At 65.3% G+C, this 18407-nt stretch carries 16 protein-coding genes; 7 read left to right on the top strand and 9 right to left on the bottom strand.

What is annotated here, in order from left to right; genetic code table 11:
- Nucleotides 1–3: 3 nt before the first annotated feature.
- The 3 genes from yajC to queA all read right to left on the bottom strand — a co-directional run bounded on the left by yajC (nucleotide 4) and on the right by queA (nucleotide 2928).
- Nucleotides 4–333, bottom strand: a complete 330-nt coding sequence (gene yajC / locus JMY28_RS02380; protein WP_201694251.1) for a preprotein translocase subunit YajC — start codon at nucleotides 331–333, stop codon at nucleotides 4–6.
- 222 nt (nucleotides 334–555) lie between these two features.
- Entirely contained in the window at nucleotides 556–1755 is a 1200-nt protein-coding gene (tgt, locus tag JMY28_RS02375) for a tRNA guanosine(34) transglycosylase Tgt (RefSeq protein WP_201694250.1), read from the bottom strand.
- Between the two features lie 99 nt (nucleotides 1756–1854).
- Complete coding sequence (gene queA / locus JMY28_RS02370) at nucleotides 1855–2928, bottom strand: tRNA preQ1(34) S-adenosylmethionine ribosyltransferase-isomerase QueA (protein ID WP_201694249.1); 1074 nt, start codon at nucleotides 2926–2928, stop codon at nucleotides 1855–1857.
- Nucleotides 2929–3188: 260 nt separating this feature from the next.
- Here queA and recG point away from each other — a divergent pair, with 260 nt between their 5' ends.
- The 6 genes from recG (at nucleotide 3189) to ubiA (ending at nucleotide 10359) form a co-directional block, all read left to right on the top strand.
- Entirely contained in the window at nucleotides 3189–5444 is a 2256-nt protein-coding gene (recG, locus tag JMY28_RS02365; protein ID WP_407945455.1) for an ATP-dependent DNA helicase RecG, read from the top strand.
- A 165-nt stretch (nucleotides 5445–5609) separates the two neighbouring features.
- Nucleotides 5610–6569 carry a hydrogen peroxide-inducible genes activator gene (locus tag JMY28_RS02360; protein WP_201694247.1) on the top strand — a complete coding sequence of 320 codons (960 nt, stop codon included), beginning with the start codon at nucleotides 5610–5612 and terminating at the stop codon, nucleotides 6567–6569.
- A gap of 402 nt (nucleotides 6570–6971) precedes the next feature.
- Entirely contained in the window at nucleotides 6972–8411 is a 1440-nt protein-coding gene (locus JMY28_RS02355; protein WP_201694246.1) for a catalase, read from the top strand.
- Nucleotides 8412–8499: 88 nt separating this feature from the next.
- Complete coding sequence (locus JMY28_RS02350) at nucleotides 8500–8676, top strand: hypothetical protein (RefSeq protein ID WP_201694245.1); 177 nt, start codon at nucleotides 8500–8502, stop codon at nucleotides 8674–8676.
- Between the two features lie 169 nt (nucleotides 8677–8845).
- Nucleotides 8846–9334: a Dps family protein gene (locus JMY28_RS02345; RefSeq protein ID WP_201694244.1), complete on the top strand. Its 489-nt coding sequence runs from the start codon at nucleotides 8846–8848 to the stop codon at nucleotides 9332–9334.
- Nucleotides 9335–9495: 161 nt separating this feature from the next.
- Nucleotides 9496–10359: a 4-hydroxybenzoate octaprenyltransferase gene (ubiA, locus tag JMY28_RS02340; RefSeq protein ID WP_201694242.1), complete on the top strand. Its 864-nt coding sequence runs from the start codon at nucleotides 9496–9498 to the stop codon at nucleotides 10357–10359.
- Between the two features lie 79 nt (nucleotides 10360–10438).
- Here ubiA and proC read toward each other — a convergent pair whose 3' ends face one another.
- The 6 genes from proC to JMY28_RS02310 form a co-directional block, all read right to left on the bottom strand.
- Nucleotides 10439–11254, bottom strand: a complete 816-nt coding sequence (gene proC, locus JMY28_RS02335; RefSeq protein ID WP_201694240.1) for a pyrroline-5-carboxylate reductase — start codon at nucleotides 11252–11254, stop codon at nucleotides 10439–10441.
- Between the two features lie 22 nt (nucleotides 11255–11276).
- Nucleotides 11277–11975 (bottom strand): YggS family pyridoxal phosphate-dependent enzyme, encoded by a 699-nt coding sequence (locus tag JMY28_RS02330; RefSeq protein ID WP_201694238.1) that lies wholly within the window; start codon nucleotides 11973–11975, stop codon nucleotides 11277–11279.
- A gap of 187 nt (nucleotides 11976–12162) precedes the next feature.
- Complete coding sequence (glcF, locus tag JMY28_RS02325; protein ID WP_201694236.1) at nucleotides 12163–13404, bottom strand: glycolate oxidase subunit GlcF; 1242 nt, start codon at nucleotides 13402–13404, stop codon at nucleotides 12163–12165.
- An 18-nt stretch (nucleotides 13405–13422) separates the two neighbouring features.
- The gene (gene glcE, locus JMY28_RS02320) at nucleotides 13423–14511 is read right to left on the bottom strand and encodes a glycolate oxidase subunit GlcE (RefSeq protein ID WP_201694234.1); all 1089 of its coding nucleotides are present in this window, start codon (nucleotides 14509–14511) and stop codon (nucleotides 13423–13425) included.
- Nucleotides 14512–14652: 141 nt separating this feature from the next.
- Nucleotides 14653–16158, bottom strand: coding sequence for an FAD-linked oxidase C-terminal domain-containing protein (locus JMY28_RS02315; RefSeq protein WP_028201996.1), 1506 nt, complete (start codon nucleotides 16156–16158; stop codon nucleotides 14653–14655).
- 58 nt (nucleotides 16159–16216) lie between these two features.
- Nucleotides 16217–17632, bottom strand: coding sequence for an FAD-binding oxidoreductase (locus JMY28_RS02310; RefSeq protein WP_201694232.1), 1416 nt, complete (start codon nucleotides 17630–17632; stop codon nucleotides 16217–16219).
- 193 nt (nucleotides 17633–17825) lie between these two features.
- Between JMY28_RS02310 and JMY28_RS02305 the strand changes: the two genes are divergently transcribed.
- Nucleotides 17826–18407 carry a cob(I)yrinic acid a,c-diamide adenosyltransferase gene (locus tag JMY28_RS02305; RefSeq protein WP_201694230.1) on the top strand — a complete coding sequence of 194 codons (582 nt, stop codon included), beginning with the start codon at nucleotides 17826–17828 and terminating at the stop codon, nucleotides 18405–18407.

Here is an 18407-nt window from a genome sequence, read left to right as displayed (position 1 = left end):
GCTTTACAGCGACTTGATCGTGCCCTTCGGCAGGATGGTCGAGACCGACGACTTCTGCACGGTGATTTCCGTGCCATCAGCGATTTCGACGCCCACGTAGGCTTCGCTGACCTTGGTCACCTTGCCGACGATGCCGCCGCTCGTGATCACTTCGTCGCCCTTGGCCATGGCCGAGAGCATGTTGCGATGTTCCTTCTGACGCTTCATCTGCGGACGGATCATGATGAAGTACAGGACAGCGAACATCAGAATGAGCGGCAGGAAGCTCATGAGGCTCGATTCGGCACTACCTGCTGCACTGCCTTGCGCGAAGGCATTGGAAATGAACGACACGTTGGTCTCTCCGTTTTTTACGATCAAAAAGCGAGCCGGTTATTCTACCACCGGCATTCATCGCGACGATGACGCAAAATAGGCTTTGCGATCAAGTGCTTATCTCGAATCGCACCCCGGCGCGGCGTGCCCGCATGTCAAAAGCTGGGCGGTTCGAGCGGACCGGATGCCCTATCCGCGCCATTTGTCGCGAAAGGTTATTGTAATGTTTCGTGGCCGGGCTCAGTCCACGCCGCGTGCGCGCTGCTCGGCGAAGCGCTGGCGGAACGCCGCGAACGTCTTCGTCTCGATTGCCGCGCGCATCTCGCTCATCAGCTCCAGGTAGTAGTGCAGATTGTGGATCGTGTTGAGCTGCGCGCCGAGAATCTCGCCCACACGGTGAAGATGGTGCAGGTAGCCGCGCGTGAAGTTGCGGCAGGTGTAGCAGCCGCATTGTTCGTCGAGCGGGCGCAGCGAGTTGCGGTGCACGGCATTGCGGATCTTGATGTCGCCAAAGCGCGTGAAGATCCAGCCGTTGCGCGCGTTGCGCGTGGGCATCACGCAATCGAACATGTCGACGCCCGAGGCCACGCCCGCCACCAGGTCTTCCGGCGTGCCCACGCCCATCAGGTAGTGCGGCTTGTCGGCCGGAAGCTTCGGCGCGATGTGTTCGAGCACGCGCATCATGTCTTCCTTGGGCTCGCCCACCGAAAGACCGCCGATCGCGTAGCCGTGGAACGGCATCTGCGAGAGGCCGGCTAGCGATTCGTCGCGCAGGTCCTCGAACATGCCGCCTTGCACGATGCCGAAGAGCGCGTTCGGATTACCCAGGCGGTTGAATTCGTCGATCGAGCGCTGCGCCCAGCGCATCGACATGCGCATGGAGTCGGCGGCTTCCTTGTGCGTGGTCGGCACGCCGTTGGTCGCGTAGGGCGTGCACTCGTCGAACTGCATGACGACGTCCGAGTTCAGCACCTTCTGGATCTGCATCGACACTTCTGGCGAGAGGAACAGCTTGTCGCCGTTCACGGGCGAGGCGAAGCGCACGCCGTCTTCCGAGATCTTGCGCAGGTCGCCGAGCGAGAACACCTGAAAGCCGCCCGAATCCGTGAGGATGGGGCGGTTCCAGCCCATGAAGCGGTGCAGGCCGCCATGCGCCTCGATCGTTTCCAGACCTGGGCGCAGCCACAGGTGGAAGGTGTTGCCGAGGATGATCTGCGCCTTCATTTCCTCGAGCTCGCGCGGCTGCGTGGCCTTCACGGTGCCGTAGGTGCCCACGGGCATGAAGATCGGCGTTTCGACCACGCCGTGATTGAGCGTCACGCGGCCGCGGCGCGCGAGGCCGTCGGTGCCGAGCAGCTCGAATTTCAGGCCATTTTGCGGGCGTTCGCCCAGGTATGCACCGTGTTCGGCGCGTGCGTTGTTTTGATGACCGTCGGTCATGCATGGACTCCTGTGCAACCGGAAAACAGTCCGGCGCAGATGGTGAAACGCCGCCGCGCGTGGTTTGTCTGTCGCGTGACGGCCTGGAAAGCGTGAGTGTTACTTGTTGAGCGCGTCGTCTGTCCTGGTGAGCAGCATCGCGTCACCGTAACTGAAGAAGCGATACCGCTCGGCAATTGCGTGACGATACGCCGCGCGGATCGTTTCGATGCCCGCGAACGCCGATACGAGCATCAAGAGCGTCGACTTCGGCAGATGGAAGTTCGTGACGAGCCGGTCGACCACGCGGAACGTGTATCCAGGCGTGATGAAAATATCGGTTTCCGCCTGCGTTGCCGCGAGCGCGCGGCCTTCGCGGTCGGCGTCGCGCGCGGCGGCTTCGAGCGCGCGCATCGAGGTCGTGCCCACGGCGATCACGCGGCCGCCGCGCGCGCGCGTGGCGGCGATCTTGTCGACGAGCGACTGCGGCAGCTCGTACCACTCGCTATGCATCTTGTGCTCGGCGATGTTCTCCACACGCACCGGCTGGAACGTGCCCGCACCCACATGCAGCGTGAGCGTTGCGCGCTCCACGCCTTGCGCGTCGAGTTGCGCGAGCAGGGCGTCGTCGAAATGCAGGCCCGCCGTGGGCGCGGCCACCGCGCCCGGATTCTGCGCGAACACCGTTTGATAGCGCGTTTCGTCGCTCGCGTCGGCGTCGTGCGTAATGTAGGGCGGCAGCGGCAGACGGCCGTGTTGCTCGATCAGCGTGAGGCAGTCTTCGGGAAAGTGCAGCGTGTAGAACTGGTCGACGCGCTCGCCCACTGTCACATCGAACGCGTCGGCGAGGCGCAGCACCGTGCCGGGGCCCGGGCTCTTGCTCGCGCGGATCTGCGCGAGCGCCGTGCGCGCGCCGGTCAGGCGCTCCACGAGCACCTCGATCTTGCCGCCGCTGGCCTTCTGGCCGAAGAAACGCGCCTTCAGCACCTTGGTATCGTTGAAGACGAGCAAGTCACCCGGCGCGATGCACGCGGGCAGTTCGGAGAAGCGGCGGTCGCTGAAACGCGCAGGTTGGCCTGGCAACGGCGTGGTGTTGTCGACCTCCAGCAGACGGCTCGCGCTGCGCTCGGGCAGCGCGGTCTGCGCGATCAGTTCCTCGGGGAGGTCGAAATCGAAATCGGAAAGCTTGAACATGCGGCCTGAAATAACGGAAATGCGCCGGAGGCCCGGCGCGCGGCGGCTTTGCGGGGCCGCACCGTCAAACGGTTGCGCCCCAAAAAGCGGCTGCAATGGCCGCCCACGCACGGTGAGCAGCTATGATTGCGGGACATGCGCGATAGCGACGCCAGCGATGTGCCCGAGAGCAAGGCCGTCGCGCTGCACGCGCCGCGCCATGCCGGAAAGCCGATATTGTACTTGCGAAGCTGCCTATGCCCCCATCCGCTAACCGATTGATGTCCGAATCCGATTCCGCGAGCGACGCGCCCGACGACGCGCGCCTGCCCGAGGACGGCGCGCGGACGCGGCAGCCGGAGGAGGCGCAAGGGGCTGCAGCGCCCGCGCGCAAACGCGCCGCCAAAAAATCCGCAGAAAAAGCTGCCGAAAAAGCCGCGGCCAAAGACAAGCCCAAGCTCACCAAAACCGCCGACCGCCTCGCCAAACTCGGACTGCGCAGCGACATCGATCTCGTGCTGCATCTGCCGATGCGCTACGAGGACGAAACCACGCTCACGCCCATCGGCGAACTGCTGCCGGGCGGCATCGCGCAAACCGAAGGCGTGGTGTTCGACAACGAGATCGCCTATCGTCCGCGCCGCCAACTGGTCGTGAAACTGCAAGACCACAACGGCGACGAACTTCATCTGCGCTTCCTGAACTTCTACGGTTCGCAGGTCGCGCAGATGGCGATCGGCAAGCGTCTGCGCGTGCGCGGCGACGTGCGCGGCGGTTTCTTCGGCATGGAGATGGTGCATCCGGCGGTGAAGGTCGTGGAGGGCGACGCGCCGCTGCCGCAGGCGCTCACGCCGGTGTATCCGTCCACGGCGGGCGTGACCCAAGCGTATCTGCGCAAGGCGATCGACAACGCGCTTTCGCGCGCGCATCTGCCCGAACTCCTGCCCGAAACGGTGGCGCACGAGTTCATGGATCCGCTGAACGTGCCGCCCCTCATGGATGCGGTCAAGACCCTGCACCATCCGCCCGTGAACGCCGACGAGCACGAGCTTATCGACGGCACGCATCCCGCGTGGACTCGCATCAAGTTCGAGGAACTGCTCGCGCAGCAACTGTCGCTCAAGCGCGCGCACGAAGAGCGCCGCACGCGCGCCGCGCCCGCCATGGCTCGCCACGTCGCGGGACGCAAGAGCGAAGAGACGCTGCTCGCGCGTCTGCGCGGCGCGCTGCCGTTCACGCTCACCGGCGCGCAGGAGCGCGTGGTCGCCGAAATCGCACAGGATCTCGAACAGCCGCACCCCATGCAGCGCCTGCTGCAAGGCGACGTCGGCAGCGGCAAGACCGTGGTCGCGGCGCTCGCGGCCGCGCAGGCCATCGACGCGGGCTACCAGGCCGCACTCATGGCGCCTACCGAAATTCTCGCGGAACAGCACGCGCGCAAGCTGCGCGGCTGGCTCGAGCCGCTCGGCGTGCAGGTGGCGTGGCTGGCGGGCAGCCTGAAGGCAAAGGAGAAGCGCGCGGCGCTCGAAGCCGCGGCGCTCGGCACGGCGCAGCTCGTGATCGGCACGCACGCGATCATTCAGGATGCCGTGGAATTCGCGCGCCTTGGCCTCGTGATCGTCGACGAGCAACATCGCTTCGGCGTCGAGCAGCGGCTCGCATTGCGTGCCAAGGCGCAGAACGCGAAAGCGCCGGATCAGGCGCACCGCGAGTTCCAGCCGCATCAACTGATGATGTCGGCCACGCCGATCCCGCGCACGCTCGCCATGACGTACTACGCCGACCTCGACGTCTCCACCATCGACGAGCTGCCGCCCGGCCGCACGCCGATCCTCACGAAGCTCATTTCCGACGCGCGCCGCGAGGAAGTGATCGCGCGCGTGCGCGCGGCGGCGCTCACGGGTCGTCAGGTGTACTGGGTATGTCCGCTGATCGAGGAGAGCGAGACGTTGCAGCTGCAAACGGCCGTCGAGACTTACGAAACGCTCGTGGCCGCGCTGCCGGAACTCACCGTGGGCCTCGTGCACGGGCGCCTCGCTTCCACGGACAAGGCCGCCGTCATGGATGCGTTCTCACGCAACGAAGTGCAACTGCTCGTGGCGACGACGGTGATCGAAGTGGGCGTGGACGTGCCCAACGCCTCGCTGATGGTGATCGAGCACGCGGAGCGCTTCGGCCTCGCGCAGCTTCACCAGTTGCGCGGGCGCGTGGGGCGCGGCAGCGCCGCTTCGGTGTGCGTGCTGCTTTATACGGGGCCGTTGTCGCTCACGGGCCGCGCGCGCCTGCAAACCATGCGCGAAACGACGGACGGCTTCGAGATCGCGCGCAAGGACCTCGAAATCCGTGGCCCCGGCGAATTCCTTGGCGCGCGTCAATCCGGCGCGGCGATGCTGCGCTTCGCGAACCTCGAAAACGACGCGTGGCTCATCGAGCCCGCGCGCGGCGCCGCCGATCGCCTGCTGCACGAGTTTCCGCATGTCGTCACGCAGCATCTGAATCGCTGGCTCGGCGCGCGCGAGCAGTACCTGAAAGCGTAAACAGTCCATTTAGTCCGTGGTGAGGAACCTGCGCGCGCCTGCGCCGTCTGACCCTGACCCTTTTGCGATGATCACGCCCCGCATAGGGGTGCTGATTATTGGCGAATCTTCGCCATAGGTGTATAACTACAAACTATTGATTCACCTTTTTTGATTGGTCCCCGAATGACGCTCACTGAATTGAAATACATTGTCGCGGTAGCTCGAGAGCGCCACTTCGGACGGGCCGCGGAAGCCTGCTTCGTGAGCCAGCCGACCCTTTCGGTCGCCATCAAGAAGCTCGAAGACGAACTGAACGTCCAGATCTTCGAGCGCGGCACGAGCGAGGTGAGCGTGACGCCCATCGGCGAGCAGATCGTGACGCAAGCGCAGCGCGTGCTCGAGCAGACGCTCGCGATCAAGGAAATCGCCAAGCAGGGCAAGGATCCGCTCGTGGGGCCGCTGCGCCTTGGCGTGATTTACACGATCGGGCCGTACCTGCTGCCCACGCTCGTCAAGCAGATGATCAAGCGCGTGCCGCAAATGCCGCTCATGCTGCAGGAGAATTACACGCTCAAGCTCATCGAACTGCTCAAGCAGGGCGAGATCGACGTGGCGATCATGGCGCTGCCGTTCCCCGAAACCGGCCTCACGCTGCGGCCGCTCTACGACGAGCCGTTCGTCGTGGCGCTGCCTTCGGGCCATGCCTGGGAACAGCGCCCGAAGATCGACCCGGACGACCTCAAGCAGGAAACCATGCTGCTGCTCGGCAGCGGCCATTGCTTCCGCGACCACGTGCTGGGTGTCTGCCCGGAACTGATGCGCTTCTCGCAAAACGCCGACGGCATCCAGAAGACCTTCGAAGGCTCGTCGCTGGAGACGATCCGCCATATGGTCGCGAGCGGTGTTGGCATTACCGTGCTGCCGCGCATGTCGGTGACCGAGGTGAAGCCGCACGCGGGCGGTGTTGATTCCGGGCTGCTGTCCTACGTGCCGTTCGACGAGCCGGTGCCCGACCGCCGCGTGGTGCTTGCGTGGCGCAAGAGCTTCACGCGCTTGCCGGCGATCGAGGCGATCGTCGACGCCATCCACGCCTGCGACTTGCCTGGCGTGAGGAAGATCGAGGCGCCTGCCGAGGCGGCCTGACGTACATCGCGCCGTGCGCCTTTCGGGCTGCGCGGCGCGTTTACCTCTGTGGCGCGGCATTCGCCCGCGCTGCAAATCCCTCTCCTAATCCTTACGTTTCTTGCGACCCCAATAATCAACGCCTATTCGATAGATTAAATAAATCAAATTTTATATATCGATAGTCGCTGATAAAGTTTCCTCAAACCGATCCCAACCGGAACTCCCTGGAGGAAGCGATGCACACCACCCACTCGAACACTCCCGCACCCAGCATCTCGGCCCGCGCCGATTCTGGCCTTCGCACTGTGTGGTTCTCGCTGCTGGTCGACCGCGCGCTGTCCGCCTGACGTCTCTCGCGCGACCCCGCCGCAAAGTTCCCCGCATTCCAGAACACACCCGCAAGCAAGAAAGGAATCCAGCATGACCGACCGTACTCTCACCTCGGCAGCCGGCGCGCCCGTCGTCGATAACCAGAACTCCCTCACCGCCGGTCCGCGCGGCCCCGTGATGCTGCAAGACGTGTGGCTGCTCGAAAAGCTCGCGCACTTCGACCGCGAAGTGATTCCCGAGCGCCGCGTGCACGCGAAGGGCTCAGGCGCGTTCGGCACGCTCAAGGTCACGCACGACATCTCGCGCTACACGAAGGCGAAAGTGTTTGGCGAAGTGGGCAAGGAAACGCCGCTCTTCATTCGTTTCTCGACCGTGGCGGGCGAGCGCGGTGCGGCCGATGCAGAACGCGACGTGCGCGGCTTCTCGATCAAGTTCTACACGGAAGAGGGCAACTGGGACATCGTCGGCAACAACACGCCGGTGTTCTTCATTCGCGATCCGCTCAAGTTCCCGGACTTCATCCACACGCAAAAGCGGGACCCGCGCACCAACATGCGCAGCAACGTGGCCGCGTGGGACTTCTGGTCGCGTCACCCGGAGTCGCTGCATCAGGTGACGATCCTCATGAGCGATCGCGGCATTCCGAAGAACTATCGCCAGCAGCACGGTTTCGGCTCGCACACGTTCTCGTTCATCAACGCCGGCAACGAGCGCTTTTACGTGAAGTTCCACTTCAAGTCGGCGCAGGGCGTGGAGAACTACAGCGATGCCGAAGCGGCGCAGGTGATTGCTCAGGACCGCGAATCGGCGCAGCGCGATCTCTTCAACGAGATCGAGAAGGGCAACTTCCCGAAGTGGCGCTTGCGCATTCAGGTGATGCCCGAGGCCGATGCCGCGAAGGTGCCGTACAACCCGTTCGACATCACGAAGGTGTGGCCGCACAAGGACTACCCGCTGATCGACGTCGGCACGATCGAGTTGAACCGGAATCCGGAGAACTATTTCGCCGATGTCGAGCAGGCCGCTTTCTCGCCGGCGAACGTGGTGCCGGGCATCGGCTTCTCGCCGGATCGCTTGTTGCAGGGGCGGTTATTTTCGTATGGCGACACACAGCGCTATCGCCTTGGCGTGAACCATCACCAGATTCCGGTGAACGCGCCGCGTTGCCCGTTCCACTCGTTCCACCGCGATGGCGCAATGCGCACCGACGGCAACCTCGGCGGCAACGTGAACTATGAGCCGAGCCGTTCCGGCGACTTCGCGCAGCGTCCGCAGGCCGGTGAGCCGCCGCTCGCAGCGGGTGCGGTCGATCACTACGATCACCGCGAAGACGACGACTACTACAGCCAGCCGGGCGCGCTGTTCCGGCTGTTCGACGCGGGCCAACGCGAGCGGCTCTTCGCGAACATCGCGCGGCATATCAACGGTGTGCCCGCGGAGATCGTGGAGCGCCAGATCGAGCACTTCCGCCGCGCCGATCCGGCGTATGCGCAAGGCGTGATCGACGCGATCGCGAAGCAGGCCAAATAAGGCAGGAGGCGCGGTTTGTTGTCACAACGCTGAGACAGCGAGCCGCGCCCGAAGCAGGACTTCCAGGAAACACTAAAGGAGCACGATCATGACCCGAACGATGACGATGACCCTCAGAACCATGGGACGAGGCGAGGCCGCTACGATGGCGCGCACACGCGCGCAAGGCACGCAGATCGTGCGTCACGTGGTGGGCTTCGCGATTGTGGCGAGCGGCTTCGTGGCGATCGCCACGCAAGCCCTGGCGCACCTCGCGGGACATTGAACGAGCCGGGCTCGTTGCTGGGCACTAGGGCCGGATGAGCCGGTTTTCTGATATTTCCAGGCTACACTGACGGCCGATCGAGCGTTCGCGCGCCAGCATTAAGAGGCGTAGGCGGCGCAACCGGATCGCAACGAGCACGCGTAGTCTCACTGCTACACAAGGAGTCGTCATGGCCAAAAAAGCAACCGTACAGCACGTGAATATCGGCATCAGCGACAAGGATCGCAAGAAGATCGCGGATGGTCTCTCGCGCCTGCTCGCGGACACCTACACGCTGTATCTGAAGACGCACAACTTCCACTGGAACGTTACGGGGCCGATGTTCAACACGCTCCATCTGATGTTCGAGGGGCAGTACAACGAACTCGCGCTGGCCGTGGACGCAATCGCCGAACGCATTCGAGCGCTGGGCGTGCATGCGCCGGGCAGCTACAAGGAATTCGCGAAGCTCTCGTCGATTCCCGAAGCGGACGGTGTGCCGAGCGCGGAAGACATGATCCGCCAACTGGTGGAAGGCCAGGAAGCCGTGGTGCGCACCGCGCGCGCGATCTTCCCGTCAACGGAAGCGGCCAACGACGAGCCGACCGCCGACTTGCTCACGCAACGCATGCAGACGCACGAAAAGACCGCATGGATGCTGCGCTCGCTGCTGGCTTGATATAAAGAGCGGCGCCGCACGAGAAGTGCAGTGCAAGGCCCGCCGGATGTCCGGCGGCCCTTTTTGCTCGGGTGCGGCTCGCGGCAAGGGCGCAGGCGGCAACGCGGCGCCCTGGCCTACCTCTGGCCTACAATAGCGGCATCGCTTTTCCCGCCCCGATCATGTTCGCCCGACTCCCGCTCTATTTGCGGCTCGTCCGCATGGACAAGCCGATCGGCAGCCTGCTGCTGCTTTGGCCGACGCTCAACGCGCTCTGGATCGCCTCAGACGGTCATCCGCCGCTTTCGCTGCTGATCATTTTCACGCTTGGCACGGTGCTGATGCGCTCGGCGGGCTGCGCGATCAACGACTACGCCGACCGCGACTTCGACCGCCACGTGAAGCGTACGGCCGAGCGCCCCATCACGTCGGGCCGCATTCGCGCCTGGGAAGCCGTGGCGATTGCCGCGGGCCTCGCGCTCGTGTCGTTCCTGTTGATCCTGCCGCTCAACGGGCTCACGAAGCAGCTTTCGGTCGTGGCGCTGTTCGTGGCTGCGTCGTATCCGTTCACCAAGCGCTTCTTCGCGATACCGCAGGCGTACCTGGGCATTGCATTCGGCTTCGGCATTCCGATGGCGTTCGCCGCCGTGCAGGAGCACGTGCCAGCACTCGCGTGGATCATGCTGGCCGCGAATGTATTCTGGTCCGTCGCCTACGACACCGAGTACGCCATGGTCGATCGCGACGACGACATCAAGATCGGCATTCGCACCTCGGCGCTCACGTTCGGCCGGTTCGACGTGCTCGCGATCATGCTCTGCTACGCGGTGACGCTTGGCATTTACGTGTGGGTGGGCTTGACCCTCGGTTTTGGCTGGCTTTATTGGCTCGGCTGGGCGGCCGCGGTGGGATGCGCGATTTACCACTACACGCTGATCAAGGGCCGCGAGCGCATGCCGTGCTTCGCCGCCTTCCGTCACAACAACTGGTTGGGCGGCGTGCTGTTCGTAGGGATCGCGGCCCATTACGCCGTCGCGGGACTCTAAGGCCAGATCGACTCCAAACGAAAAAGCGCCGGGTGCATGACACACCCGGCGCTTTTTTTTTCAGGACGCTGCGGCAGGCTTACTGCTTGCCGAATTCCTCGCCCATTTCCTTCGCACGTGCATCTGCGGCGAGCGCGCCCTTGACGATGGCGGCCTTCACGCTCGACGCATCGAACGACGCCAGCGCGGCGGCCGTCGTACCGCCCTTGGAGGTCACGCGCTCGCGCAGCACGGCGGGCGGCTCGTCCGATTGCAGCGCGAGCTGCGCCGCACCCGCGAACGTGGCGATGGCCAGTGCGCGGCCTTGCTGCTCGTCCATGCCGAGCTGGCGCGCCGCTTCTTCGAGCGCTTCGATGAAGTAGAACACGTAGGCCGGGCCGCTGCCCGAGATGCCGGTGACCGCGTCGATCTTCGCTTCGTCGTCGAACCACACCGTTTGGCCCACGGCGCCGAGCACGTCGGACGCAAGCTGGCGGCCCGCCGCGTCGACGCCGCTGCTCGCGACGAGACCGGTTGCGCCCATGCCGATCAGCGCAGGCGTGTTCGGCATCGTGCGCACGACGCGCGCATGGCCGTTCAGCCAGCGCGAAAGGTCGTCGATGCGAATGCCGGCCATGATGCTGATGACGACCTGGTGCGCGCCGAGGTAAGGAGCGATGCCTTCAGCCACGGCCTTGGCGATTTGCGGCTTCACTGCGATCAGAACTGCGTCATACGACACGAGCGCGGCGTCTGCGGCGGCGCCGGTGCGCACGCCGAACTGCTCGGTGCTGCGCTTGCGGGCGTCTTCGTTCGGATCGATCGCGTAGAGATTGTCGGCGGGAACGCCCTTGCGGATCAGGCCGCCGATGAGTGCGGCGGCCATGTTGCCGCCGCCGATGAAGGCAATTTTCATGGTGATGGAATCGTTCAGTGAATCAAAGAGAGTAGTCGCGCGCGCCGAAAATCGCGGTGCCGACGCGCACGATCGTCGCGCCTTCGAGCACAGCGGCTTCGAGGTCGGCCGACATGCCCATGGAGAGCGTGTCGAGCGCGAGGCCTTCTGCGCGAAGCGCTTCGAACAGCTCGCGCAGTTGGCGGTGCGGCGCGCGTTGCGCCTCGAGGGAGGTTTCCGGCTCGGGAATCGACATGAGCCCGCGCAGGCGCAGGTTGGGCAGGGCGGCGATCTGTCTCGCGACCTGCTGCGCTTCTTGCGGGGTGACGCCGCTCTTGCTGGCCTCGCCGCTCACGTTGACCTGGAGGCAGACGTTGAGCGGCGCCATGCCGGCGGGACGTTGCGCCGAAAGGCGTTCGGCAATCTTCAGACGATCGACTGAATGGACCCAGTCGAAACGCTCGGCTACGGGGCGTGTCTTGTTCGATTGGAGCGGCCCGATGAAATGCCATTCGATGCTCGCGCGCAGGTCCGCGAGCGCCTCGATCTTGTCCACGGATTCCTGCACGTAGTTCTCGCCGAACGCGCGCTGGCCGGCAGCGTGAGCGGCGCGTACATCCTGCGCGGGAAACGTTTTCGAAACCGCGAGCAACGCCACGCTTTGCGGGTCGCGGCCGGCGTTGCGGGCGGCGGCCGCGATGCGCTCGCGGACAGCTTCGAGAGTGTGGGAGAGATCGGTCATCGGGCTTGAAGGCTGGCGCGTGCGTGGCTCGCGCCGCTTTTGGATCCAAAACGAACAGAACGACGGCCATTATACGGAGTGCGCACGGCGCGAAACACTGGCCAGAAAGCCTATGCCCGGTCTTATACCAATCGGCCGACTGTTGGCGCGCCGTGCGGTTCGCTACGCTGATTTCATTGCCGATGGCTCAATTTGTCGCGAGCATATGTTCGACCAGCTCAATCCAGTGCGTGACCGGAATCGCCGTGCCACTTTGCAGGTGCGTGATGCAGCCTATGTTGGCGGAAACGATCAGTTGTGGCTCCAGCGCCTGCAGCCGGTCCACTTTCTGGTTGCGCAGCGTGTAGGAAAGGCGCGGCTGCGTGATCGAATAGGTGCCCGCGGAGCCGCAGCAAAGATGGCTATCGGCGGGCAGCCGCACGTCGAGTCCGAGCGCGGTGAGCAGCTTCTCCACGCCGCCGCGCAACTGCTGGCCATGCTGCAGCGTGCAGGGAGGATGCCAGGCCACCGTCTTGATGCTGCGCCGCCTCGTCGCGGCCACCAACTGTTCCTCGAACGCGGGCAGCAGTTCGGAAAGATCGCGCGTGAGTTCGACCACGCGGCGCGCTTTCTCCACATAGGCCGGATCGTCGCGCAGCAGATGCGCGTATTCCTTCACCGTCGCGCCGCAGCCCGAGGCGTTCATCACGATCGCCTCCACGCCTTGATCGACGCCGTTCTCTATGTACGGCCACCAGGCGTCGATGTTCGCGCGCACGTCGTCGAGCGCATCGTCGGTGTAGCCCATATGCAGGCGGATCGCGCCGCAGCAGCCCGATTGCGGCGCGACGATCGTCTCGACGCCCAGTGCATCCAGCACGCGCGCGGTGGCGATGTTGATGTTGGGCATCATCGAGGGCTGCACGCAGCCTTGCAGCATCAGCATCTTGCGCGCGTGCTTCGCCGTGGGCCACGCGAGCGAGCGCTGGCGCACGGGCACCTTGTCGCGCAGACGCTTGGGCAGGAGCGGGCGCACCTGCTGGCCGAGGCGCATGGCCGGCGTGAAGAGCGCGCGGCGCGGCAGCAGGCCCGCGAGCAGGCGGCGCATGAGGCGCTGGCGCAGCGGACGCTTCACCATCTGTTCGGCGTGCTTGCGGCCCACTTCCACGAGGCGCCCGTACTGCACACCCGAAGGGCAGGTCGTCTCGCAACTGCGGCACGTGAGGCAGCGGTCGAGGTGCGTGAGCGTGCTCTTCGTGACCGGCGCGCCTTCCACCATCTGCTTCATGAGATAGATGCGCCCGCGCGGGCCGTCCAGCTCGTCGCCGAGCAACTGATAGGTCGGGCAGGTCGCGGTGCAGAAGCCGCAATGCACGCACTTGCGCAGAATCGCGTCGGCTTCGTCGCCGTCGGGGGTGTTGCGTATGAAGTCCGCGAGGTTCGTCTGCATCGCCGCGTGTGGGTGTCGTCAGAAGTCGGAATACAGCCGGCCGCGATTGAAGATGCGGGCCGGGTCGAAGGCGGCCTTCAGGCCGCGATGGATCTTCATGAGCGGCGCGGGCAGGGGCGTGAAGACGCCCGCACTGCGGTCGTACTCGCGTCCCGTGCGGAACATCGTGGCATGACCGCCGGCTTGCTTCGCGCTGATGCGCACCGTTTGCGCGTCGGTTTCCGTGATCCACCAGCGCTGCGCGCCGCCCCATTCCATGAGTTGCGCGCCCGGCAGTTGCAAGGGCTCCGCGATCGAGGGCAGCGCGAGCCGCCACAGCGCCGCATTCGGTGCAATCGAGGCAAAGAACGGATCGGTCTGCTCGCGCAGGCCCGCCCAGAAACGTTCGGCCTCCACGGCGTCCACCACTTCACCACCCAGGCTCGAGCGCGCGGTTTTCACGGCCGCTTCCGCACCGGCAAGGCGGACCGCGAGTGTTCCATTGCGCCAGGCGCTCGCCGTCATCGGCAGCGGGCGGCCGCCCCATTCGTTGAGCTTGCGCACGGCGTCGGTGCCGTTCATGTCGAACTTGAGCGTGGTTTCCGCTTGCGGCACCGGCAGCACCTTCACCGAAAGCTCCAGCATCAGGCCGAGCGTGCCGAGCGACCCCGCCATGAGACGCGAGACGTCGTAGCCCGCCACGTTCTTCACGACCTGGCCGCCGAAATGCAGCACCTCGCCGTGGCCGTTCATGAGCACCGCGCCCAGCACGAAGTCGCGCGGTGCACCCGCGCTCGCCCGCCGCGGGCCGGCCAGGCCCGCGGCGATGCAGCCGCCCAAGGTGGCCTGTGCGCCGAAGTGCGGCGGCTCGAACGCGAGCATCTGGCTGTGGGCCGCAAGCGCCGTTTCGATTTCCGCAAGCGGTGTACCGGCGCGAGCCGTGATCACCAGTTCGGCCGGGTCGTACGCGATGATGCCGCGGTGTGCGCGCGTGTCGAGAATCTCGCCCTCGAGCGACTGGCCGTACCAGTCCTTGGTGCCCCCGCCGCGAATGCGCAGCGCCCGCCCATCGGCGCTCGCCGCCCGGATGCGTTCGGACCAGTCCGAGACGATGTCGTCCTCTTCCATGTCGTGATGGTCGCGCTCGTTCGTTATATGGTTCGTTCGATTGTACTGAGCGAACCTCTCCTGACAACCCGGAGCGGACCCTCATGCGGGTCACGCGAAACGCATAAATGGCGCGATGCTTTGCGCGCGTTTGTGTGTCCGTCAGAAGCGCGGCAACTCAGGGTGTGGCAGCAGATTCCCCCGCACGTGCATGCGCCCGTACTCGGCGCAGCGCGCTCGCGTGGGGATCCCCTTATCGGGGTTGAGGAGCCTCGCCGGGTCAAACGCGTGTTTCACCGCATGAAACGCGTCGCGCTCCTGTGGCGAGAATTGCACGCACATCGAATTGATCTTTTCGATGCCCACGCCGTGCTCGCCCGTCACCGTGCCGCCCAGTTCGACGCAGGTTTCGAGAATGTCCGAGCCGAAGGCCTCTGCACGGTGCCATTCGTCGAGGTCGTTGCCGTTGAAGAGAATGAGCGGGTGCATGTTGCCGTCGCCGGCGTGGAATACGTTGATGCAGCGCAGCCCATACTGCTTTTCCATTTCGTGGATGCGGGCGAGCAGCGGCCCGATCGCGCGGCGGGGTACCGTGCCGTCCATGCAGTAGTAGTCGGGCGAGATGCGGCCGGCCGCCGGAAACGCGTTCTTGCGGCCTGACCAGAAGCGCAGGCGTTCTTCCTCGGTGCGCGAGATCTGGATGCGCGTGGCGCCATGCTCGCGCAGCACGGTGGTCGTGCGCGCGATTTCGTCGGCGACTTCCTCGGGCGTGCCGTCGGCTTCGCACAGCAGGATCGCGGCGGCGTCGAGGTCGTAGCCCGCGTTCACGAACTCCTCCACGGCGCGCGTGGCGGGCTTGTCCATCATTTCCAGGCCGGCCGGAATGATGCCCGAGGCAATGATGCCCGCCACGGCGTCGCCACCTTTTACGACGTCGTCGAAGCTCGCCATGATGACCTGCGCAGTTTGCGGGCGCGGAATCAGCTTGACGGTCACCTCGGTCACGATCGCGAACATGCCTTCGCTGCCGATCATCACCGCGAGCAGATCGAGGCCCGGCGCATCGGGCGCAAGCGAGCCGAATTCGACGATCTCGCCGTCCATCGTCACGGCGCGCACGCGCAGGACGTTGTGCACGGTAAGGCCGTACTTCAGGCAATGCACGCCGCCCGAATTCTCCGAAACGTTGCCGCCTATCGTGCAGGCGATCTGCGAGGAAGGGTCTGGCGCGTAGTAAAGGCCAAAGGGCGCTGCCGCTTCAGAAACGGCCAGATTGCGCACGCCCGGCTGTACGGTGGCCGTGCGCGCGTAGGGATCGACTTCGAGAATGCGCTTGAAGCGCGCGAGCGAAAGCACGATGCCGTGCCGAATCGGCATGGCGCCGCCCGAGAGGCCGGTGCCCGCGCCGCGCGGCACGACCGGCACGTCGAGGCGCCGGCAGATCTGCACGATGCGCTGCACCTGCGACTCGGTTTCCGGCAGCGCCACCGCGAGCGGCAGCCGCCGGTAGGCGGCAAGACCGTCGCACTCGTAGGCGACAGTGTCCTCCTCGCGATGCAGCAGGCAATGCGCCGGCAATACGGCCATCAACGCCTGGACCACCTCGCGCTGACGCTGCGCGAGTGCTTCCGGGCTCAGCTCGGGCAAGTTCGCCTCGGGTGCGTTCATGTCTCCTCCCGTCTGTTGCGCTTGTTTGCGCTCGTTTGCGCTTCTCTGCGCTTGTCGGTTACGCCGCCCAGCTGAAGATCTTGCCCGGATTCATCAAATTGTGCGGATCGAGTGCGTGCTTGATCGCGCGCATCGTGTCGATGGTGTCCGCGCCGTGCTCTTCCACGAGAAAGCCCATTTTATGCAGGCCCACGCCGTGCTCGCCCGTGCAGGTGCCGTCCATCGCGATCGCGCGCTGCACGATGCGGTGATTCAGGCGCTCGGCCTCCTCGATCTCCTCGGGCTTGTCAGGGTCGATCAGGATCGCCACGTGGAAGTTGCCGTCGCCCACATGGCCGACGATCGGGCAGGGTAGCGGCGAGGCTTTGAGATCGGTTTCGGTCTCGATCACGCATTCGGCGAGGCGCGAGATCGGCACGCACACGTCGGTCGTCACGGCGCGGCAGCCGGGCTTGAGCTGCAGCATCGCGAAGTAGGCGTTATGGCGCGCGTTCCACAGGCGGGTGCGGTCCTCGGGGCGCGTGGCCCACTCGAAGCCTTCGCCGCCGTGCTGCGCGGCAAGCTCCTGCACGAGCTGGGCCTGCTCCGCCACGCCCGCCTCGGTGCCATGAAATTCGAAGAAGAGCGTGTGCTTCTCGCGCAACGTGAGGTTCGAATGCTTGTTGATCGCGCGCACCGCGAGCGAGTCGATGAATTCCACGCGCGCGATCGGCACACCGATCTGAATCGTTTCGATCACCGTGCGCACGGCCTCGGCCATCGAAGGGAAGGCGCACACCGCAGCCGACACCGCCTCGGGCTGCGGGTAGAGCCGCACCGTGATTTCGGTAATCACGCCGAGCGTGCCTTCCGAGCCCACGAAAAGGCGCGTGAGGTCGTAGCCTGCCGACGACTTGCGCGCGCGCGTGCCGGTTTTGATCACGCGGCCGTCGGCGAGCACGGCCTTCAGGCCGAGCACGTTCTCGCGCATCGTGCCGTAGCGCACGGCGTTGGTGCCCGAGGCGCGCGTGGCCGTCATGCCGCCGATGCTCGCATCGGCGCCCGGGTCGATCGGGAAGAAGAGACCCGTGTCGCGCAACGCTTCATTGAGCTGCTTGCGTGAGATGCCGGGCTCGACCGTCACGGTGAGATCTTCGGCGTTGATCGAGAGCACGCGATTCATCTGCGAGAGGTCGATCGACACGCCGCCCTGCACGGCCAGCAAGTGACCTTCGAGCGAGGAGCCGTTGCCGTAGGGAATGATCGGCACGCCATGAAGGGCGCACAGCTTGACGATGGTCTGAATATCTTCTGTGCTCTGCGCGAACACCACGGCGTCGGGCAACTGCGGGTCGAAAGGCGATTCGTCGCGACCATGATGGGCGCGCACGGCTTCGGACGTGGAGACGCGTTCGCCGAACGCGCTGCGCAGTTGATCGAGGAGTTCGGTGGGGAACGGGCGGCGTGCGAGGGCCGGCGGCGCGGGGTGATTCACGCGGGTGTCTCCTTCGTATGAGTATGACTTCTTGGCGCGGACCATTTTACGCTGAACGACCGGGGCGCAAAGCCGGGCTCCGTATGCTGCGGTGCACGAAACCTATAATGGCCGGCGGATGTACGCGCCTTACACGGCGCTGGGCGCGCGTCATGCGCGACCCACGCGCATTTTCAGCCTCGGAGGGCACAACATGGGCAATCGCCTGAGCAAGATTGCAACGCGCACCGGTGACGACGGCTCGACTGGCCTCGGCGACGGCAGCCGCGTGCGCAAGGACGACGCGCGCATTGCCGCGATCGGCGACATCGACGAACTGAACTCGCAGATCGGCGTGTTGCTGTGCGAGACGCTCCCCGACGACGTCCGCGGGGCGCTCGTCGCTATCCAGCACGACCTGTTCGATCTGGGCGGCGAGCTGTGCATCCCGGGCCACACGCTCGTGACCGACGAACACCTCGCGCGGCTCGACGCCTGGCTCGCGCAATACAACGGCACGCTTGCGCCGCTCAAGGAATTCATCCTCCCAGGCGGCTCGCGGGCGGCGGCGCTCGCCCATGTGTGCCGCACGGTATGCCGGCGCGCCGAGCGCGCGGTCGTCGCACTGGGCGCCGCGCCGAACTCGGGGCCGCCGCTCGCCGATACGCCGCGCCGCTACGTCAACCGGCTCTCCGATCTGCTGTTCGTGCTCGCGCGCGTGCTTAACCGGGCTGCGGGCGGCAGCGACGTGCTCTGGCGGCACGACCGCGGCGCGGGCAAGGGCGAAGGCGCGTAG

Source organism: Paraburkholderia hiiakae (genome assembly GCF_904848665.1).
Taxonomy (GTDB): Bacteria; Pseudomonadota; Gammaproteobacteria; order Burkholderiales; family Burkholderiaceae; genus Paraburkholderia; species Paraburkholderia hiiakae.
The sequence above is the reverse complement of the archived record's forward strand: the minus strand, read 5'-3'. Positions and strand labels throughout refer to the sequence as shown.